An 18,127-nucleotide genomic window follows, 5' to 3' on the forward strand; every position below is an offset into this window, starting at 1 on the left:
TCACGGCCTTTCGTAGTTATGGTCTTCGAGCTAATTCACAATGAGGTTATCCCATGTCCCACCTTAGGGCACGGTTATTACGGGGCTAGCGGTTCACGCTGAGTTGGGCGAACATTTCCGGACCCCGCGCGTCCAACCATTTTCCACCGAGGCGCACACCAACCACGAACAAGATGACGCCCAGTAAAGGACCGACGGCCAGGTTGATCCATCCGGCCTCGGGGCCGCCGCTGAACGCTTGGACAGCCACCAGTGCAAGCTCCGGAACGAGCAGGAGCGCCAAGAGGCCCATGCCAACGGCCTGGACTGCCAGCGTCTGGGCGACATTTCCCGGAGGCTTCTTGAAAGGACTGTCCCCCGGCAACGGCACGGCGATGTTGTAGCGGGCCGATATCACGGATGAGAGTCCCAACCCGGTGAAGAGCGTTCCCAGCGACAAGCCCAAAAGGTTGGGCAGCCATTGCCAATCACCAGTGACGAAGAGTGGCCCTATGGTGAACACCAGCACCACTGGAAGTGAGATCGCCAAGCATGCCAAAGCCCGTCCCAGGCGATCGTCAATGCCCCGGACTCCCGCCGCGAGGTGAAGGGCAAAAGCCGTGTTGTCATACGAGACGTCGGCGCAAATGGACCACGCCATCATGAACGCGGTCAACGGCCCCAAAAGCATCAGCAGACCATAGCTGCCACTCTGTGATCCGCTGAAGAAAAAGAGAACGGGGAACAACGGAACAATCACCAGGGATGCCGCGTACCTCGGATCCTTCATCCAATAGATTAAGGACCGGGCAGCAACTGCGCCCGCAGGCGTCCCGGGGAGTACGCCGAACAATCCGAGTTTTCCGCCCTTCCTTGCCGAGCCTCCGGAGTACGGAGGGGTCACCAGGGCTCGCTGCAGCAGAAGATGCCAGCACAGGAGGAGGCCGGCGATGGTTGCCGCCGAGATCAGAAACTTGAGCGCCGCGGCGCCCACGTTGCCGGACTCAAGGTCGCCACCCAGAGACCACGCCGCACCTAGCGGCGTCCAGGACACAGTGCGGGCCAACACGGGCAGGTAGTCGGCGCTGCCGCGAACCCCGTCCACGATTCCCACCATGATGGGCCCCAACAGCATCAGCGGAATGAAGACGATGATGCTGCTGACGTCTTTGAAGCGTCGCGAAGAGGCAAGGCCGGCCGTCGCCGTCGTAACCACCTTGGACAAAACCACGCACGTAAGGGCCCCCAGGATGGCACCCAACAAAGCACCCGCTACGGCCGGAACACTGCGCCACCAGGTACCCACCGTGCCCAAGGCGGCGAGCAAGGTGGCGATGCCCGGAATGCCAATGAACCCTGCCAACGCAAGCCCCGCCAGGAGCTGCCTCGGCGGAATAGCGAACGTCGTAAAACGAGCGGGATCCAAAGTCATGTCAGCCGCGGAAGCGACGAGGGGAATTATGGCCCACCCCAGCACAGTGGCTGCACCGCCCAGCACCACAGCGGTGTGGGCAATCTCAGCGTCAACCCAGCGCAGCGCAATGAGTCCGCCGATCAAGAGTGACAGGACGCCCAGTGCATACAGCAAGCCGAGGGCCATGCCCACCAACTGCCACGGGCTGCGTTTGAATCCGTTAAGAAGCAGGCGCCACTTCAGGTTTAGAAGGTGCGCAACCATTCCAGCCCCTCCGTCCGGTGTCCGCCGCCCACCAACTGCACAAACCGTTCTTCCAAGGTGGAGCCGTTCCGGACCTCATCCACGGATCCTGCCGCCAGCACCCGCCCGCCCGCGACCACGGCGACGTGGCTGCACATGCGCTGCACAAGGTCCATGACATGGCTGGACACAATGACGGTGCCGCCGGAGGAGACGTAACTCTCCAAAATGCCCCTGATGTTGGCAGCCGAAACAGGATCCACCGATTCAAAAGGCTCATCCAGGACGAGGAGCCGGGGTGCATGGATAAGTGCGGACGCAAGGGCGATCTTCTTGGTCATACCTGCCGAGTAGTCAACAACCAACGTACCGGCGTCTGCTTCAAGATCAAGGGCAGCCAGCAATTCAGAAACCCTTGAGCCCACCACGTCACGGTCCATTCCGCGGAGCAACCCCGAATAGGTGACTAATTGTTCGCCCGTCAGCCTGTCGAACAAGCGCACGCCATCCGGCAGGACGCCCATGAGCTTCTTAGCCTCCAAGGGCTGCTTCCAGACGTCCACGCCGTGAACCAGGGCCGTGCCAAAATCGGGCCGCAGCAGGCCAGTAGCCATGGACAGCGTGGTGGTCTTGCCGGCACCATTGGGACCAACCATCCCGTAGAACGAACCCGCAGGTACCTCCAGGCTCACGCCATCGACGGCGATCTTCTCGCCGAATCGCTTGGCCAAGCCCCGGATGGAAAGTGCAGCCAACGGCGTACTCTCCGCAGAACCTTCGGAAGGCAACAGGAGGTTGCCAACCCCCGGCTGGTCGACGTGCTGCGTTTCGGGAGCCAGCGGCGTTGCCGGGGATTGTGGCGCAGCGGACGCTTGTGGCGGCGCGGACGCTTGTGGCGGCGCGGACGTGGGCGTGGGTTCATGGCGTGGTTCCGTCATGAACACAGCCTAACCTTTGCCAACACTAACCTGAGGAGCTCCTAGAAGCCGTGGCGGGGGACGGCCCGCTGATACTGCGGAACCCAAGGAATATCATGGCCTAGTTCGTAGGCTGCCCTGAGCCACCAGTGCGGATCCCGCAACGCGGCCCTGGCCATGAAAACGGCATCCGCCCTTCCGTTGGCCACAATGTCCTCCGCCTGCGCGGCACTCGTGAGCAAACCCACCGCGCCGGTGGGAACACCGGCGTCGTTCTTCACACGGTGGGCGAAACCTGCCTGATAACCGGGCACAGCCCTGATCTGCTGATGCGCTACTGCGCCGCCGCTGGAAACGTCCACCAGATCAACGCCACGTTCGGCAGCGGCGCGGGCCAGACGAACAGAAGCGTCAGGATCAACGCCGCCCTCCGCCCAATCAGACGCTGAGATACGGAGCAGGAGGGGCGTGGAGTCGGGAATGGCATCCCTGACCGCATCCACCACGGTGAGCATCAGCCGGTTCCGTCCCTCCTCGTTTCCGCCCCAGCCATCGGTCCGGGTGTTGATGAGGGGGCTTTGAAACTGGTGCAGCAGGTAGCCATGAGCTCCGTGGATCTCCACAGTGTCAAAGCCCACTGCCACGGCGCGACTGGCAGCGGCAGCGAAGTCAGCCACCACGCCGTGGATATCCTCTTCACTCATAACGTGCGGCGCAGCATAGCCATCAAACGGATCGCCGGTAGGTCCCACGGTGACCCATCCGCCGTCGGACTCCGGAACTGAGCCGGAGCGATCCGAAAACGGCCAATACGTAGATGCCTTGCGCCCCGCGTGGGCGAGTTGCGCCCCTATCTTGCAGTCGACGGCGGCATGCCGGTGAACGAACGCCACTATCCGTTCCCATCCGGCAGCCTGCTCATCTGAGTACAGCCCGGCGTCCAGCGGGCTGATCCGGCCTGCCGCGTTCACCGCCGCTGCCTCACTCAGGATCAACGCGGCGCCGCCGGCGGCAAAAGAGCCCAAGTGCATCAAGTGCCAGTCGTTCGGGACGCCTTCCCCGGTCTCCGGATGGCAACTGTACTGGCACATCGGCGATACCCAACCACGGTGCGGGACGCTAAGAGAGCGCAGCTGAAGCGGTGTGAACAGCGCGGATGTCACTAGAAGAGAACCCTCGCGAGCCCCTGACGGGCCTTTGCCACCCGTTGGTCCTGGGTGCCCACAACCTCAAAAAGCTCAAGAAGGCGCAGGCGGGCAGTCTCACGCTCGGGGCCGAAGTTCCTGCCAATGAACGTGATGATGCGGTTGAACGCGTCCTCGATGTGACCGCCGGAAATGTCCAGGTCGGCCACATCCAACTGGGCCTGGACGTTGTCCGGCTCTTTCGCGGCGAGGTCGCGGAGGCTTTCAGCCTCGGGTGCAGAGAGTTTTTCCAAGCGTGCCATCAGCTCCACCTGGGCAAGGCCGGCCTTGGCGTCCGTGTCTGCCGGCTGCTCGAGGAGCGCCTGCTTGTAAGCTACGGCTGCTGCGGCATAGTCTCCGGCTTCGATCGCGTCAATGGCGGCCTGGTGAAGTGGCGGCAGTGGTGCCGGTTCGGTGTCCTCGCCCGGCGCCGCGTCACCTATGCTGCCTGTTACCCCGTTGGCTGCAGCAACCTTAAGAAGTTCCTCCACAAGGCTTCGGATCTGCTCGTCATCAGCGGGCCCTTGGAAAAGCGGAACGGGCTGTCCCTTAACCACAGCAACGGCTGTGGGGACGGCCTGGACCTGGAAAGCCTGCGCCAGCTGCGGGAAAGCGTCCACATCAGCGGCTGCAAGCACCAGACGGCCACCGTAGCCTTCAACAACGCGCTCTGCTGCGTCGAGGACGGCGGGTGACTCGGGCGCATAGCGCGACCAAAGAAGGAAGAGCACGGGGATCTGCGCAGACAGCTGCACCAGATCCTGGAAATTTGATTCGGTTGCATCCACCCGAAGTGGAGCTTGGCCGGTTTCGCCTGCTGGGGGCGTGCCGTTCTCAGGCGTTTCGCCCTGCCCCGAAACAGGAGCAGCAGGCACCGGCGGGGCGGCCGGGCGGCGCAGCGACGACAGGTCAACGGCACCGCGAAGATTGAGCTGGCTGGCAGCGGCTGGAGTGGGTCGGTATCCGGGCGAACTCATACCGTCCACTCTAGCCGCTGCCCTGCCATGGATATGCCTTACTTGAAGCTGGCCCCCACCAGCCCGCGGGTTGCGGCCACGAGCTTCATGGGATCGGCAGAACCTGCCGGCGGAATGTATACGGCCACGGATTCGGCGAAGTTCAGTACCATGCCCGTCGTGGTTTCCTTTCCACCGGCGAAGACCGCAGAATCATCCTCAAGAAGAAGCTTGTCGCCTGCCGCCTTGGGCGTACCTTCGAAGGCGAAGTCCAAACGTCCCACAACCAGGGCACCGCCATCGGCTGTCCGCAGCACCACGGTCTGATTGGTGACCGGCGTGTGCGTGAACTTGAAGTTAGCGCTGGTTCCGTTCTTCACGGTGTCCGCCTGATAGGCCAGTGCGCCCGCGATGTACGGGGAAGACTGTCCATCGGCCAGCTTGCTTCGGTTGGCCGACTCAGGGTTGGTCAGCATCTCGCTCAGGATTTCCAAGGCCTCGTTACCGCTGTAGGCCAAGCCCGTGCTGTCACTCGCCGGTACAGACTCGGTACCCTTGCGCGGAATCGGGAAGGAAGGGAAGTTGGTGCCAGGCTGAAGCGGCGCACTGCCCCACAGCTTGTAGTTTTCACGAGGAGAAAGCTGCACGAGGGTCAGGACCTGGGGCACCACGTTTCCTTCGCCCTCCGTGAGGGCGAATACCGTACGGGGCCAGTCGCGCTTGGTGCTGATAACGCTGCTCTGAAGCTTAGTGGCGCGGACCGGCATGCGCGGCTCGTAGGCGGAGACCGTGGACCGGATCTTGTAGTTCTGCGTCCGGATCTGAAGTTCCATCTTGTCTACCCGGGGAGCCAGTTTTGCTGCGTCCTTGGCGGCATCCGCTGCATCCACCGTGCTGGCTACCTGCTCGAGGATCCTCTGCAGCTGGGATTCCAGCATGACAGGGGTCCCGCCGTCGGCAGTAGCTGCGGCAGAGGACGTTGAGGTGGCCTCAGGCGTCGTGGTGGCTTGGGCGGCGATGGCCGTGCCGCCCACCATGACAGCTGCCAGCGTGGCAGCGAGTGCGGTGATCCGGAGGGTCGGACCTTCGGTGCCGGCACCACGACCACGGCCTTCGTCACCCGCAGGTGACTGAACCGTTGGGGACTGTACCGTGTGCGACTGATCCTTGGGCGACTGATCCTTGGGCGACTGGACAGGCAGCGTGGTGGTCTCTCCGCCGTCGCGCGGCTCGTCGTCGTCGCCTTCGTTGCGGCGGTTACTGAGCGCTTTGGCGATGAACGGCAAGGCCGCTCCCACCAGGATGATGACGATGCCCAGAACAATCAGCGGCACTGCCCATGGGGTGGTGGCATTGTTCGGGAACGTCATGGAAATCGACGACGGCGCAGGCTGGGTACCGTCGCCGGCTACCAGCAGGGACCACTCACCATCAGCGGGAGGGTTCCATGTGTAGTCCAGCTCGCCGCTGGCGTCCTCGGTGCTGACCCACAAATCGGATCCAGCAGGGGAAGGCGCAGTGGCTTCGCCGTCCGCAGAGGAAACCTCCAGTGACTTCTGGTCCGCGGAGACACCGGTCAACGTGTTGTGGGCAGTCTCGCCAACCCAGGCTTCGACGTCGTCCGGGCGTCCCGTGGCAACGATGAAGTTGCCTTCACCCTGGATCTTGATCTTCACCGGCCCGTCGTGGAGGGCGATCAACTTTTGGTCGATCACGGTCAGCGGGGCAGCTTTGGTATCGCTGGGAACCGAGGCCGTTACGGTCTCGGAGGGGGCCCAAAAAGTCAGCTGGCCAATACCGGCCAGCATCGTCAGCAGGCCCAGCAGCACCAGCAAGGCTGCAGTCTTCAAACGCACAGGATCACCTATCATCAGCGGTCGTTGAACTTCAAGGGTAACCGTTTTGTTATCAAAGAGTCAGATCGAGGTGATCTCCCCGACATCCCGAAAAGCCCGTCACCGCGCCGATGCAGCGCCATTCCGCGCTCCTGATAGTGTGGCGATGATCATGACATAAGGGCCTTCAAACGCCTATGTCCACCCTGTACCACCACTGAAAAGGCAGCTAAACCGCGTGAAAGACCACATGGAGCCCCGTCCCGTCGATGAGCCCGGGTCAAGTGCGGTGAGTGGACCTTCCGAGGGAACTTCTGCGACCGTCCCGGTCCGGACCGGACGCCTTGCTGCCATCAGCCGCAGACTACTGCGGCCCATCCCCGGAGCACGGGACCGGCTGCGCTTCGAGATGCCCCCTGAAACTGAATCCGAAGAGGGCACCGAAGTTTTCCGGCCCGAAGACGATCACGGCTTCGGCGCCCCGGGCCCGCGGATGTCATCCCAGCACCCCGTTTATGTCGGATTCATGGGTACCGCCGGGGTCGGCATTGCCTTGGCCGTGTTCTACATTGCCAGCAACACCACCCAGCTCATTTTGTGGATCGTGGCCGCACTGTTCATCGCCCTCGGACTTGATCCCGTGGTTCGCTGGCTTGAAAGCCGCAAAGTCCCGCGGCCGGCCGGCATTCTTATTTCCGTCTCAGCGCTTGTCCTGGCAGTGGCAGGCTTCTTCGCAACACTGATACCCACCATCGTTGAACAGGTATCGGAGATCGTGCGACAAGCCCCGGAGTGGATCCGCGGCTTCCTCGACTCAGACTTCTTCCGCAACGCAGACAGCCAATTCGGCGTGCGTGACCGTATCACCACTGAACTGGACAAGTTCGTCAAGGATCCCGAGGCGATGGGTGGCATCTTCGGCGGCGTGGTCGGTTTCGGTTCCACTGTGGCCAACGGCCTGTTCGGCTCGCTGATCGTCCTGGTCCTGAGCCTGTATTTCCTGGCAGCCCTGCCGTCCATGAAAAAATGGGCTTACCGCCTCGCTCCCCGGTCCCGCCGTCCGCGTGTTGAGGCGCTCTCCGAAGCGATCACCGATTCCGTGGGCAATTACGTCATTGGCCAGGTCTGCGTAGCCCTCCTGAATGCTATTTTTGCCTTCATCCTGATGACGATCCTGGGCATACCATTCAGCGTCCTGCTTGCGTTCGTGGTTGCCCTGCTGGCGTTCATCCCCTTGGTAGGCGGCATGATCGCCGCTGTCGTGGTCATCCTGGTGGCACTGACCGCCGGCTGGCAGACAGCCGTGGTCTACGCGATCGCCTACTTCGCCTACCTGCAGTTCGAGGCGTACTTCATCTCACCCCGCATCATGCAGCGCGCTGTGGCGGTTCCGGGGGCCGTGGCCGTGATCTCGGTGATTGCCGGTGGCAGCTTGCTTGGCGTCCTTGGCGCACTGATCGCCATTCCCACAGCAGCAGCGATCATGCTGCTGATGAAGGAAGTCTTCATCGTCCGGCAAGACAGGCACTGAGCCCTCCCCCTTCTCTACGAGTTTTCGAACAGATAATGCCCCTAAACGCGATGTTTAGGGGCATTATCTGTAAGCAACTCGGCGGCCGGGCCGGCACTCGCCACCGAGCTAGGCACTCGCCACCGAGCTAGGCACTCGCCACCGAGCTAGGCACTCGCCACCGACCCCGCCCACTCCCGGGGAAGGCCGGCCGCTCCGGCACCCGCCGGAGTGACGTCGTCGACTATTTCATCCAGGATGCGCGCCGCGTACTTCTCGCCAACCCAGAGGTGCTTGGCGCCGTCGACGCCGACAAGCCGGGCCTGCGGCACGAGGCTGAACCGCTGGGCCGCTTCGGCAGGTTGCAGGTAGTCGTCGTGTTCAGGCACGAGGACTGTCAAGGGCTTCCCGGAGGCTGCCCACTCCTTAAGGTGCACGTCTGTGGCGCGGTGCAATGGCGGGGACAGCAGCACAGCTCCCTCAACCTGCGCTGCGACGGGATCCACCGCCCCGTACATCAGGGCAAGTTCGGTTCCGAAGGACCACCCCACGAGCCAGCGGTTGGGCAGGCCGCGTTCTACGGCGAACCTGACTGCAGCTTCAACGTCATAGCGCTCCCCGAGGCCTTCCTCGAACTGGCCGTCGCTGGTGCCGCGCGGCGACGCTGTGCCCCGGGTATTGAAGCGGAGGACAGCAACTCCTGCCAAAGCCGGCAGCCTGTAGGAGGCCTTGCGGTAAACGTGCGAATCCATGAATCCCCCGTGCGTGGGCAGCGGGTGGAGGGTGATCAGCGTGGCGGTGATTTCTCCTGATGCCGGGAGCGCGAGCTCACCCACCAGCACCTTGCCATCCTCAGTGGTGAATTCCACATTCTCGCGCAGGGCAGGGAGGACCGTGGAAGCACGAATTTCCGAGGGCGCTTCCTGCGGGGTGAAAACGAACGAGGCGGGGTCGAAAGTCATGCAATCAAGCCTAAGGGAATCAGCGGTAGCGGTACGTCCGTGAAGTCCAGCAATTGGTGTGCCAGTGCCTGCGCTCAGCCAAGCCCGCGGCCTGGCCGAAGAGATGGCTGTCCGACCACACCACCAAGTGCGCTATTCCGGGCATGATCGCGGTAGAACAACCAGGGCAGATGTATTGCTTCTCTGCTTTCTTGGCCGTCATGGTGCGCACCATCCAGTCCCCATCCGGCGCGCTTTCGCGCCTGGCAATTCCCCCACGCGCACGCTCAAGGTCCAGCTCCGGCGTCGGTTCCGTCCACTTGCCTCCGGTGTTGCCGGAGCGTGTGCTGGACGCGTTGCGACGAGGACGGTTGGAGCGGGGCATGCTTCCATTCTGCCCCAGCCATGCTGTTGCAGATGGTGAGACGGTAATGTGGGGCGGGTGCGACTCGTCATAGCCCGTTGTTCTGTTGATTACGTTGGCCGCCTCAAGGCCCATCTTCCCCTCGCTACCCGGCTCCTGCTGGTCAAAGCTGATGGTTCGGTGCTGGTGCATTCCGACGGCGGCTCCTACAAGCCGCTGAACTGGATGAGCCCCCCTGCGACCCTTCGGGTGACCTCACCGGAGGAGACCGAAGTGGAGGAAGGGGTGGTGGAACAGTGGACTGTTCAGTCCGCCAAAACGGATGATCGCCTCATCATCAACATCTACGAGCAACTGCACGACACCTCGCACGAGCTCGGCACCGATCCCGGCCTGATCAAGGACGGAGTCGAAGCAGATCTTCAAAGGTTGCTGGCCGAGCAAATCGAGCTTCTGGGGTCCGGCTACTCCCTCATACGCCGCGAGTACTTCACAGCCATTGGTCCTGTAGACATTCTGGCCAGGGACGCTGCCGGTGCCACCGTTGCCATTGAGCTGAAACGCCGTGGAGACATCGACGGCGTCGAGCAACTCACCCGGTATCTCGAACTGCTCAACCGCGATCCCCTGCTGGCGCCGGTGCGGGGGATCTTCGCCGCCCAACAAATCAAGCCCCAAGCGAAAGTACTGGCAAACGATCGCGGTATCGATTGCGTCACTCTGGATTATGACGCCATGCGCGGCGTGGACGACAGCGAGTCGCGGCTCTTCTGAATTCCCGTCTTCGAGAGTGTGTGCCGCAGGCCACTAGAATCAGAATCATGACTGCCGCATCCCGTTTTCCCTCCTCCGCTCCAAGCCATCAGATCATCAGAGGAACGCTTGTCAGCGACGGCGAGGTGGTGGAAGACGGCCTGGTTGCCGTGGACGGGGACCGGATCGCCTATGCGGGACCGGCCAATGGTTTCGATCCCGAAGAATTCGAAGGGTTTCAGAGCGCAATCCGTTTGGGAATTCCCAGCGGAAGCTATCTCTTCCCCGGCCTTGTGGACGTTCACTGCCACGGCGGCAACGGTGGCGATTTCCCCAGCGGCGAAGAAGCCTCGGCGCGCAAGGCTGTGGAGTTTCTGCATCGGTCCGGAACCACGACGTTCCTTGCAAGCATGGTCACCGCTCCACGGGCCGACCTCCTCCGCGGCATTGAACTCTACGTGAAGCTCGTGGACGAAGGCCTGGTAGCGGGCATTCACCTTGAAGGCCCTTTCCTTTCCCACGCCCGGTGCGGGGCCCAGAATCCTGATTACTTGCTGGAACCCGACCTTGAGTTGATGGACGAGCTCGTGGGCGCCGCGGCCGGCAAGCTCGCCACCATGACCTATGCGCCAGAGCTTCCGGGAGCATCTGCCTTGGTGGACCTGATGACATCGCATGGCGTCACACCGTCGCTGGGGCACACGGATTGCGACGACGCTACGGCTACGGCGTCGCTGGCTGCCGCCCGCGAGGGGCTCGAGTCAGCAGGGTTCGACGGCGTGAGCTCACTCCCTACGGTCACGCACCTTTTCAATGGGATGCCTCCCCTGCATCACCGCGCCCCTGGTCCCGTTGCTGCGTGTCTGCGCATGGCCCAGGAGGGAAAGGCAGTTGTTGAACTCATCGCAGACGGAACCCACCTGGACCCCAGCACGGTAGCCACCGTCTTCCAGTTGGTGGGAGCCGGGAATATTGTGTTGGTGACGGATTCCATGGCTGCAGCAGGACTAGCCGATGGAAACTACATGCTCGGCCCGTCTCCCGTCACCGTCAGTGGTGGTGTGGCCACACTGGATGCCACAGGATCCATCGCCGGAGGCACCTCCACCCTCCTGGAAGTCGTCAGCAAAACGGTGGCAGCCGGCGTCGCGCTTCCCGATGCGATTTGCTCAGCGACGGCGGTTCCGGCCGCCGTTCTGGGACTTTCCGACGAAATAGGCGGGCTTCGACGGGGCCTGCGAGCCGATGTCGTTGTAACAAACGAGGATCTGGAACTGACGGGCGTAATGCGCAATGGCCAGTGGTTGTCCTAGGTGCACCGGGAAAACGGCCCTGATGAATTCCAGAGGCCGACGTTACCTTCTTTTTACCGAAAATTTTCCTGAATTGCCCAAAACACCGTTGACCTCCGGCATAGCTCGTGAAAGTGTTGTAGCAGTCTTTGTGTAGGTGGTTTTCATGCTCGCAAGACCAGTTGCGAGCGTGAAGCTCCTGCGAATCAATCAAGCCCCGGCTTGGATGGTATTCAGGTCTTCTCGCGGAGTAACAAACCCGGTACGAGGTGTATCGGACTGATGTTCCACAATGAGGAGAAATACATGGCACTGGGAACCGTCAAGTGGTTCAACGCTGAAAAGGGCTTCGGCTTCATCACCCCGGATGACGCGGACGGAGACGTTTTCGTTCACTACTCCGAGATCCAGACCGGTGGCTTCAAGACCCTCGATGAGAACCAGCGCGTTCAGTTCGAGATCGGTCAGGGAGCTAAGGGCCCCCAGGCAACCGGCGTTACGGTGGTCTAGTCTTACCCGTTGACCTTTGCTTGTGGCAGGTCCAACAAACACGCTGACCCTGGCTTTCGAGCCGGGGTCAACGTGTCTTAACATCAGGAATGCAAGCCGGAATATGAGCTTGTCAACAAGGCTTGTTACTAAGTTTGAAGAAATACCAAAAGGGTCCTCCAAATAGGTGTTGACAATTCAACCAACCAAGCTCCGGAGCAGCCGCGCGGAATGCCGGACTGACAATCCCGGAAGGTAAGCCCTGCTGAGCGCCCGTCCTATTGCAGGAAGATGCAGCGGGTCCTGATAATACATGTACAGCGTTCTGTACTCGGGCTGGAATCTCGACTTAAAAGAAGCCAACGACCTGAATCCGTAAACAGGTTCCAAGGCCTGCCCAACCACCTCCAGTATTCCGGCCAGGCCTTTAGCCCGCTGCTCGATTTCGCTCTCTTCCCGGGCCAAGGGCGAACCGGACAAAGAAATCAGCTCCACGGAATCCCGCAGATGCAATACGGCGGAAGCGATCAGGAACTCCATGACTCCCGGGAAGGCATCGCCTCGCCGCCGCATGAAGTCCAACGTCCAACTGACAACCGCGCCATCCTCATAGACAGGAAGCCAACTGGTCACACCGTAGACAAAGCCCGTGTCATCCACAGCAACGCAGCACAGGACGTCGTCGTCATCCAACTCGTCCAAGCCGCCCATGGTGAAGCCCATTTCCGGGATCTTTTTCTGCGCTGCCCACTCCTCTGAGACCTCACTCACCTGGGCACGCACCCCATGCGGAAGGTCAGAGTACCGACCCCAGCTTGCCGTGATCCCCATTTTCGCGGCACGGTTGAGAGATGTTCTGACGTTCTGCCACTCTTTGCCCCTGAACTCCAGGCCCCTTATCCGCAGCCGTGTCTCTTGGGCAACCGAGACGCGGCGGAATCCACGTGATTGCAGCATAGGCCAGAGCTTGTCCGTGCAGGAGTAGAGGCATGGTGTCAGCGCATGCTGTGAGCAGTACTCCAGGAAGCCTTTCGCGGTGGTCGAATGGTGCTGCCGTGGTCCGAAGGGACCCGCCAACGTCAACGCCACGTGGCTGTGCTGCTGGTAGGCCACTCCCCCGGTGCCGTCGGGAGCGAACCAGTACTTATTCGGCTCCCAGAGAGCCATCCATGACAAGGAATCTCCGCCGCGCTTCACCAGGGCACGGGCCCTTTGGCGCGCCTGAAGGTCAAGTCCCCCGGTGTGATGCCCGCGGATCAGAAGCATCCACACACCAAGCAACGCGACGAGCCAAAACACCGTCCCCGAGTAAGAAAAGAGGAAGACTTCCACTACGTCACGCTCGGCGAAAACCTTCCGGTAGACACCAGGAAGCGGAACCGGGAGATACTGTCTGGCGAGCTCAGCCGCCAAACCCAGCATTCCGCCGTCGCGAACCAAGCCGCCCGATGCCAACCACACCACGGTGTAAGCCAGGCTAAGCCCTCCCCCGGTGAGGCCAACCAGCCAGAACACTTTCCGGCGGAGGTGATCCGAAGTCACCACCCGGAAATGGCCCCGGTACGCGAAAAGGAGAAGTGCCAAGGCCAAGGGGACCAGCACAAGCGGAATGATGTGAACCACAGCAGAGTTGAGCATTCCCACATGGGGGCGGCCCACCGGTCGCGGCATACCGGCGAAGAGGCCAAGGTAGATCGTGGACAAGACGACTACCACCAACTGCACGCCGATGGCAATCCCCAACGCCAGCCGGCGTCCCCGCCTCATGCCGTCGGCACAAATCAGGAGCAAGACCACCGGCACCACCGCCAGAGCCAAGCCGAACGGACCTGTGTACCCCTGGCGGGCAATCTCAAGGCAAGCGACATCGATGGTGCCCCCGCAGTTGCTTTCCAGCTGGCTCAGGGTAGGTAGGGGGTTGAGGATGACGTCCCGCAACAGAGCCAAAGGCCCGGATGGACTTTTGGCTGCAGCGGTCACGATAGGACCCACAGCGAAGATTGCCATGGTCAGTGAGAGGAGGTTCCTGACCTCACGGCTGGTTGACCGGTGAAGGTGGAGATGACCTTGGCTGCTTTGCATCCACCACCCGGTGAGCAAGCCGATCAGCGCGCCCAGGAAGCCGACCACCGTCTCTGCGTGTCCTACATAGAGCACCAGCAGCACGGAGATGGAGAGCACCACAGTGCGCAGGCGCCGCTGCCACAAAGTGGGCAGGAGGGCGCTGGCGGCCAAAGCGGTGGCCAGAACTGCGCCGTAGGATCCAATCAGGCGGATATCAGCCATCCCGGAGAGCCACCCGTCATCGGCGTACTGCGCCACTTGGGTCACAAGGAAGAACGCCGAGATGCAAGCGAACTGGCTGCCGAAGAACACCCCCGCGGTCTTTAGCGAGCCCAGGTGTCGCTCTGCCGGGCCAAGGAGAAACACGATCATGAGAACGGCCGTGACATAAGCCAACGGATTGGTGGTGAAGAACAACGATGTCCAAATAGACCACCAATCCCCCGACCGCAGACCCTCCAGCGACACACTTGCCACCGGAAGCCAAGGCTCAGGTGGCCCCGTCAGGAAGCTCGCGGATACCAACGAGAGGCCCACAAAAAGGGCAAGAACCAGCAGAGTGAACGGTGTGGACCGCAGATGCCGGCCCGCCTGCCCCATAGCTGGCTCGATCACACCCTTCAGGGCAAGGCTCACCGCGGCAACCCCCATCGGGCAGCCAGGAAATCGAGTCCACCAGGCATTCCACGTATCACTGCGTCCCAGGAGTGCCCGGCATGGGGAATGGCATGTTCTTCGGTTTCAAAACCGGCATTTCTTGCCGCGTCAGCAAGCTCATGCATGTAGTCGGTGAACTCGCGGTCAGCTTCACCCGAGACCAGATACACCCCGCTGCCGGCAAAGTTGCGCTGCTCCATCAGCACCAAGGGAGTCCTGGATTCGAAAGCTTCAACATCGCCGTCGAATGAGTCCGAAATGGTCTTGTTTCTATCCTTGGCGAGAGCGGGTTCCCGCTCGGCGGCGAAAGGCAGGATGGACGCGTACACATCCGGGTGTGAGGTTCCCATCTGCATGGCGCAAGTACCGCCAAAGGAGAAACCGCCAACTGCCCACTGCTTGTGATCCTTGGAGACATTCAACGTCTCAGTGATCCACGCCGGCACATCCTGTGAAAGATAGGTGTCCACGGAGGCGATGTTGCTGTCCATGCACATAGTGTTGGCGTTGGCTGAGCCGTTGGGGTCCACCACCACGGTGACAGGGGCGATCCCCTGGTGTGCTTCGGCGAACTTGTCCAGGAGCGTGCGGAGCTGGCCACCAGACAGCCAGTCCGCAGGACCGCCCGGCTGCCCAGCGAAGAGTACAAGCACAGGAAGGCTTGGACGAGGCACCGTCTGATAGGCCGGCGGCAAGTAGATATAGGCCTCCCGAGCAGTAAACCCGGAAGCAGTACCGGGAATCCCGGCTTTGCGCATGATGCCGTTGCGGGGCATGGAATCCGGAGCTTTCCATGCGGAAAGAGCAGGGCCGGGCTTCGCGTCCGCAGCGCGCTTAAGGCTTGCTTCGAGAGGCTGTATGCGCGCTACCGCCGTACCCAATAAGTCCGAGACGGTGTTGTTCAGTCCAAAATAGAGATTTATCTGAACCACGCAGAGGAGCACAACGCCAAGCACTGCGGCCACACTGAGCGAGCGGCCGCGCCAGGAACTTTGGGGGAAGCGCGCGGCGCACAGGAGCACAGCCGCGACAGCAGGAACCGCCCAGGCCAGAGTCTCAAAAGGCAGATTCTCAGAAAACGTGGCGGTAAGGTCCACAAGGACCCAATGAATCAGCGCCACAGCGCCTATGGAGACCACCAGGCTGGCCAGGACGAGCAGCAACCAGGAACGTCGTCGACGCCAGAGAAGGTAGGCCCCTCCGGCCGCACCACAGGCGATGCTGAACCAGAGGAACGGCCCATCCACCAGACTCACGTCCGAAAGAAAGTCCATGGCGCCTAACGCCAGGTTCCGACGCCGATGACCGGCCCGGCCTCGAGCCAGGAGGACAAACCAGCGTAGGCGTCGAAATTCATGGCGAGCATGAACTCTTTACCTTCGTACTGCAGTTCCACCACTACGACGCCGGGCTGTATCCTGACGAGTTCATCTTCCGTGGGCTGGCGGCGGCCAAGCAGTTCAAGCGAGCTGCGCTTGAACTTGTGCTTAGGGATGACGCTGAGGGACATCAGGCGGAACCACTCGAGCTCGTTGTCCTGATAACGACAAACCCCCATCTGCCAGCTGTTTCCAGCCATGCAAATGGAGGCGTCGACCGTGCCCAGGGCGCGCCGCAGATTGAAGCGGCGCACCCCGAAAAGGCACAGTGAAATGATCAGCAACGTAAACGCTGTTGCCAGGGCGATGAACGGAATGAGGGAATCGTCCATCAAGGTCGTGCTATCGGATCCCCGCTGTAGCCGCTTCGCCCAATTTGGCGTTGTCAGCAACAATCACCACGCGGTCGTTGTCCACGGAGAAGAATCCACCGTCAACAACCACCGCAATGCGATCACCGGAAACCGGCTGGATTGCCAGCTCGCCCGCGGCCATGATGGCCAGAAGGGGCGAGTGGCCCGGCAGGATTCCGATTTCACCATCGCTGGTGCGGGCCTTCACCATCTTGGCCGCACCGGACCACACGAAGTGGTCCGCTGCGACAATCTCAACCTCGAGCTCAGCCATACTACTTGGTCTGTTCCTGGATCTTGGCCCAGTTGCGCTCGACGTCATCCAGGCCGCCGACGTTGAAGAACGCCTGCTCTGCGATGTGGTCAAGCTCGCCGTCGCAGATGGCAGTGAAGCCTTCAACGGTGTCCTTGATGGACACGGTGGAGCCCTCGACGCCGGTGAACTGCTTGGCGGTGTAGGTGTTCTGCGAGAGGAACTGCTGGATACGACGTGCACGCGACACGACGATCTTGTCCTCTTCAGACAGTTCGTCAACACCGAGGATGGCGATGATGTCCTGGAGTTCCTTGTTCTTCTGCAAGATCTGCTTGACACGGACTGCCGTGTTGTAGTGATCCTTGCCGATGTACTGGGGATCCAGAATACGGGAGGTGGACGTCAGCGGGTCAACGGCCGGGTACAGACCACGGGATGCGATTTCACGGGAAAGTTCCGTGGTCGCGTCGAGGTGTGCGAAGGTCGTTGCCGGAGCCGGGTCGGTGTAGTCATCAGCCGGCACGTAGATAGCCTGCATCGACGTGATGGAGTGACCCTTGGTGGACGTGATGCGCTCCTGGAGCAGACCCATCTCGTCAGCAAGGTTCGGCTGGTAGCCCACAGCGGACGGCATACGGCCGAGCAGAGTGGAAACTTCCGAACCTGCCTGCGTGAAGCGGAAGATGTTGTCAATGAAGAGCAACACGTCCTGGTTCTGGACATCGCGGAAGTACTCCGCCATGGTCAGGGCAGACAGGGCCACGCGCAGACGCGTTCCCGGCGGCTCATCCATCTGGCCGAATACAAGGGCGGTGTCCTTGAGAACGCCTGCCTCTTCCATTTCAACCCAGAGGTCGTTACCTTCACGGGTACGCTCGCCAACACCGGCGAATACCGAAGTACCACCGAAGTTGCGGGCAACACGAGTGATCATTTCCTGGATCAGAACGGTCTTGCCAACGCCGGCGCCGCCGAACAGGCCGATCTTTCCACCCTTGATGTACGGGGTGAGAAGGTCGATGACCTTGATGCCGGTCTCGAGCATCTCCGTAGAGCCCTCGAGGGAAGCGAAGGACGGAGCCTTGCGGTGGATCGGCCAGTAGGCGTCTGCCTTGATCTCCGACTCTTCGACGTCCAGCGGCTTGCCGAGAACGTTGAAGATGTGGCCCTTGACGCCGTCGCCAACGGGCACGGAGATGGGAGCACCGGAATCCTGCACGGTGGTACCGCGGACGAGGCCGTCGGTTGCCTGCAGGGAGATGGCGCGAACGAGGTTGTCACCCAGGTGCTGTGACGTCTCGAACGTGATGGTCTTGGTCTGGCCGTTGAGAGTGATCTCAGTGGTCAGAGCGTTGTAAATCGAGGGGATTGCGTCAGCCGGGAATTCGACGTCGACAACCGGACCAATAACACGGGCAATGCGGCCGGTGGCACCGGCCGTAGCTACGTGTTCGGTAGCAGTGGCAGTCATCTCTCTCACTTCACTCAGTAGATGGCGTGGGGTTAAGTTTATCTGTTTGGTGCAGGTGCGGCTTCGAGCC

General features: G+C 61.5%; 16 protein-coding genes. 4 read left to right on the plus strand and 12 right to left on the minus strand.

Features of this window, described 5'->3' with window-relative positions; genetic code table 11:
- Positions 1-85: 85 nt before the first annotated feature.
- From ARUE_RS13690 to ARUE_RS13710, 5 genes are read right to left on the minus strand one after another with little or no spacing between them, the layout of a single operon-like run.
- Positions 86-1,657 (minus strand): hypothetical protein, encoded by a 1,572-nt coding sequence (locus ARUE_RS13690; RefSeq protein WP_014922161.1) that lies wholly within the window; start codon positions 1,655-1,657, stop codon positions 86-88.
- On the minus strand, positions 1,639-2,574 hold the full coding sequence (locus tag ARUE_RS13695; RefSeq protein WP_286139751.1) for an ABC transporter ATP-binding protein: 936 nt from the start codon (positions 2,572-2,574) through the stop codon (positions 1,639-1,641). The genes ARUE_RS13690 and ARUE_RS13695 overlap by 19 nt, the downstream gene beginning before the upstream one ends.
- A gap of 41 nt (positions 2,575-2,615) precedes the next feature.
- Positions 2,616-3,716 (minus strand): NADH:flavin oxidoreductase/NADH oxidase, encoded by a 1,101-nt coding sequence (locus ARUE_RS13700; RefSeq protein ID WP_043470417.1) that lies wholly within the window; start codon positions 3,714-3,716, stop codon positions 2,616-2,618.
- Entirely contained in the window at positions 3,716-4,714 is a 999-nt protein-coding gene (locus tag ARUE_RS13705; protein ID WP_014922164.1) for a tetratricopeptide repeat protein, read from the minus strand. Before ARUE_RS13705 ends, ARUE_RS13700 begins: the two co-directional genes overlap by 1 nt.
- Before the next feature lie 38 nt (positions 4,715-4,752).
- Positions 4,753-6,564: a DUF8094 domain-containing protein gene (locus ARUE_RS13710; protein WP_014922165.1), complete on the minus strand. Its 1,812-nt coding sequence runs from the start codon at positions 6,562-6,564 to the stop codon at positions 4,753-4,755.
- A gap of 202 nt (positions 6,565-6,766) precedes the next feature.
- Between ARUE_RS13710 and ARUE_RS13715 the strand changes: the two genes are divergently transcribed.
- Positions 6,767-8,059 carry an AI-2E family transporter gene (locus ARUE_RS13715; RefSeq protein WP_014922166.1) on the plus strand — a complete coding sequence of 431 codons (1,293 nt, stop codon included), beginning with the start codon at positions 6,767-6,769 and terminating at the stop codon, positions 8,057-8,059.
- Positions 8,060-8,205: 146 nt separating this feature from the next.
- On the opposite strand, the gene ARUE_RS13720 is transcribed toward ARUE_RS13715, so the two are convergent.
- The gene (locus ARUE_RS13720) at positions 8,206-9,000 is read right to left on the minus strand and encodes an alpha/beta hydrolase (RefSeq protein ID WP_011775249.1); all 795 of its coding nucleotides are present in this window, start codon (positions 8,998-9,000) and stop codon (positions 8,206-8,208) included.
- 19 nt (positions 9,001-9,019) lie between these two features.
- Complete coding sequence (locus tag ARUE_RS13725) at positions 9,020-9,364, minus strand: Rv1322 family protein (RefSeq protein ID WP_014922167.1); 345 nt, start codon at positions 9,362-9,364, stop codon at positions 9,020-9,022.
- 57 nt (positions 9,365-9,421) lie between these two features.
- Here ARUE_RS13725 and nucS point away from each other — a divergent pair, with 57 nt between their 5' ends.
- From nucS to ARUE_RS13740, 3 genes are all read left to right on the plus strand, one after another.
- On the plus strand, positions 9,422-10,117 hold the full coding sequence (nucS, locus tag ARUE_RS13730) for an endonuclease NucS (RefSeq protein WP_014922168.1): 696 nt from the start codon (positions 9,422-9,424) through the stop codon (positions 10,115-10,117).
- 47 nt (positions 10,118-10,164) lie between these two features.
- On the plus strand, positions 10,165-11,409 hold the full coding sequence (locus ARUE_RS13735) for an N-acetylglucosamine-6-phosphate deacetylase (RefSeq protein WP_014922169.1): 1,245 nt from the start codon (positions 10,165-10,167) through the stop codon (positions 11,407-11,409).
- Positions 11,410-11,694: 285 nt separating this feature from the next.
- Complete coding sequence (locus ARUE_RS13740; RefSeq protein WP_017199737.1) at positions 11,695-11,898, plus strand: cold-shock protein; 204 nt, start codon at positions 11,695-11,697, stop codon at positions 11,896-11,898.
- A gap of 177 nt (positions 11,899-12,075) precedes the next feature.
- Here ARUE_RS13740 and ARUE_RS13745 read toward each other — a convergent pair whose 3' ends face one another.
- The 5 genes from ARUE_RS13745 to atpD are packed head-to-tail and all read right to left on the minus strand — an operon-like array spanning position 12,076 to position 18,057.
- Complete coding sequence (locus ARUE_RS13745; RefSeq protein WP_014922170.1) at positions 12,076-14,592, minus strand: bifunctional lysylphosphatidylglycerol flippase/synthetase MprF; 2,517 nt, start codon at positions 14,590-14,592, stop codon at positions 12,076-12,078.
- On the minus strand, positions 14,574-15,872 hold the full coding sequence (locus tag ARUE_RS13750) for an alpha/beta hydrolase (protein ID WP_011775255.1): 1,299 nt from the start codon (positions 15,870-15,872) through the stop codon (positions 14,574-14,576). Before ARUE_RS13750 ends, ARUE_RS13745 begins: the two co-directional genes overlap by 19 nt.
- Positions 15,873-15,877: 5 nt before the next feature.
- A complete protein-coding gene (locus tag ARUE_RS13755; protein WP_014922171.1) occupies positions 15,878-16,309 on the minus strand; it encodes a DUF2550 domain-containing protein in 432 nt (143 codons plus the stop codon).
- A gap of 10 nt (positions 16,310-16,319) precedes the next feature.
- The gene (locus ARUE_RS13760; RefSeq protein WP_014922172.1) at positions 16,320-16,604 is read right to left on the minus strand and encodes a F0F1 ATP synthase subunit epsilon; all 285 of its coding nucleotides are present in this window, start codon (positions 16,602-16,604) and stop codon (positions 16,320-16,322) included.
- A gap of 1 nt (position 16,605) precedes the next feature.
- Positions 16,606-18,057, minus strand: a complete 1,452-nt coding sequence (gene atpD / locus ARUE_RS13765) for a F0F1 ATP synthase subunit beta (RefSeq protein WP_014922173.1) — start codon at positions 18,055-18,057, stop codon at positions 16,606-16,608.
- Positions 18,058-18,127: the final 70 nt, after the last annotated feature.

It is taken from the genome of Arthrobacter sp. Rue61a (genome assembly GCF_000294695.2).
GTDB lineage: Bacteria > Actinomycetota > Actinomycetes > Actinomycetales > Micrococcaceae > Arthrobacter > Arthrobacter aurescens_A.

Coding starts and splice junctions, on each gene's coding strand:
- ARUE_RS13725 (WP_014922167.1), bottom strand. CDS start 9,364: ATGCCCCGCTCCAACCGTCCTCGTCGCAACGCGTCCAGCACACGCTCC.
- ARUE_RS13755 (WP_014922171.1), bottom strand. CDS start 16,309: ATGGACGATTCCCTCATTCCGTTCATCGCCCTGGCAACAGCGTTTACG.
- ARUE_RS13690 (WP_014922161.1), bottom strand. CDS start 1,657: ATGGTTGCGCACCTTCTAAACCTGAAGTGGCGCCTGCTTCTTAACGGA.
- ARUE_RS13705 (WP_014922164.1), bottom strand. CDS start 4,714: ATGAGTTCGCCCGGATACCGACCCACTCCAGCCGCTGCCAGCCAGCTC.
- ARUE_RS13740 (WP_017199737.1), top strand. CDS start 11,695: ATGGCACTGGGAACCGTCAAGTGGTTCAACGCTGAAAAGGGCTTCGGC.
- ARUE_RS13750 (WP_011775255.1), bottom strand. CDS start 15,872: ATGGACTTTCTTTCGGACGTGAGTCTGGTGGATGGGCCGTTCCTCTGG.
- ARUE_RS13720 (WP_011775249.1), bottom strand. CDS start 9,000: ATGACTTTCGACCCCGCCTCGTTCGTTTTCACCCCGCAGGAAGCGCCC.
- ARUE_RS13760 (WP_014922172.1), bottom strand. CDS start 16,604: ATGGCTGAGCTCGAGGTTGAGATTGTCGCAGCGGACCACTTCGTGTGG.
- ARUE_RS13745 (WP_014922170.1), bottom strand. CDS start 14,592: ATGGGGGTTGCCGCGGTGAGCCTTGCCCTGAAGGGTGTGATCGAGCCA.
- ARUE_RS13710 (WP_014922165.1), bottom strand. CDS start 6,564: ATGATAGGTGATCCTGTGCGTTTGAAGACTGCAGCCTTGCTGGTGCTG.
- ARUE_RS13695 (WP_286139751.1), bottom strand. CDS start 2,574: ATGACGGAACCACGCCATGAACCCACGCCCACGTCCGCGCCGCCACAA.
- ARUE_RS13735 (WP_014922169.1), top strand. CDS start 10,165: ATGACTGCCGCATCCCGTTTTCCCTCCTCCGCTCCAAGCCATCAGATC.
- atpD (WP_014922173.1), bottom strand. CDS start 18,057: ATGACTGCCACTGCTACCGAACACGTAGCTACGGCCGGTGCCACCGGC.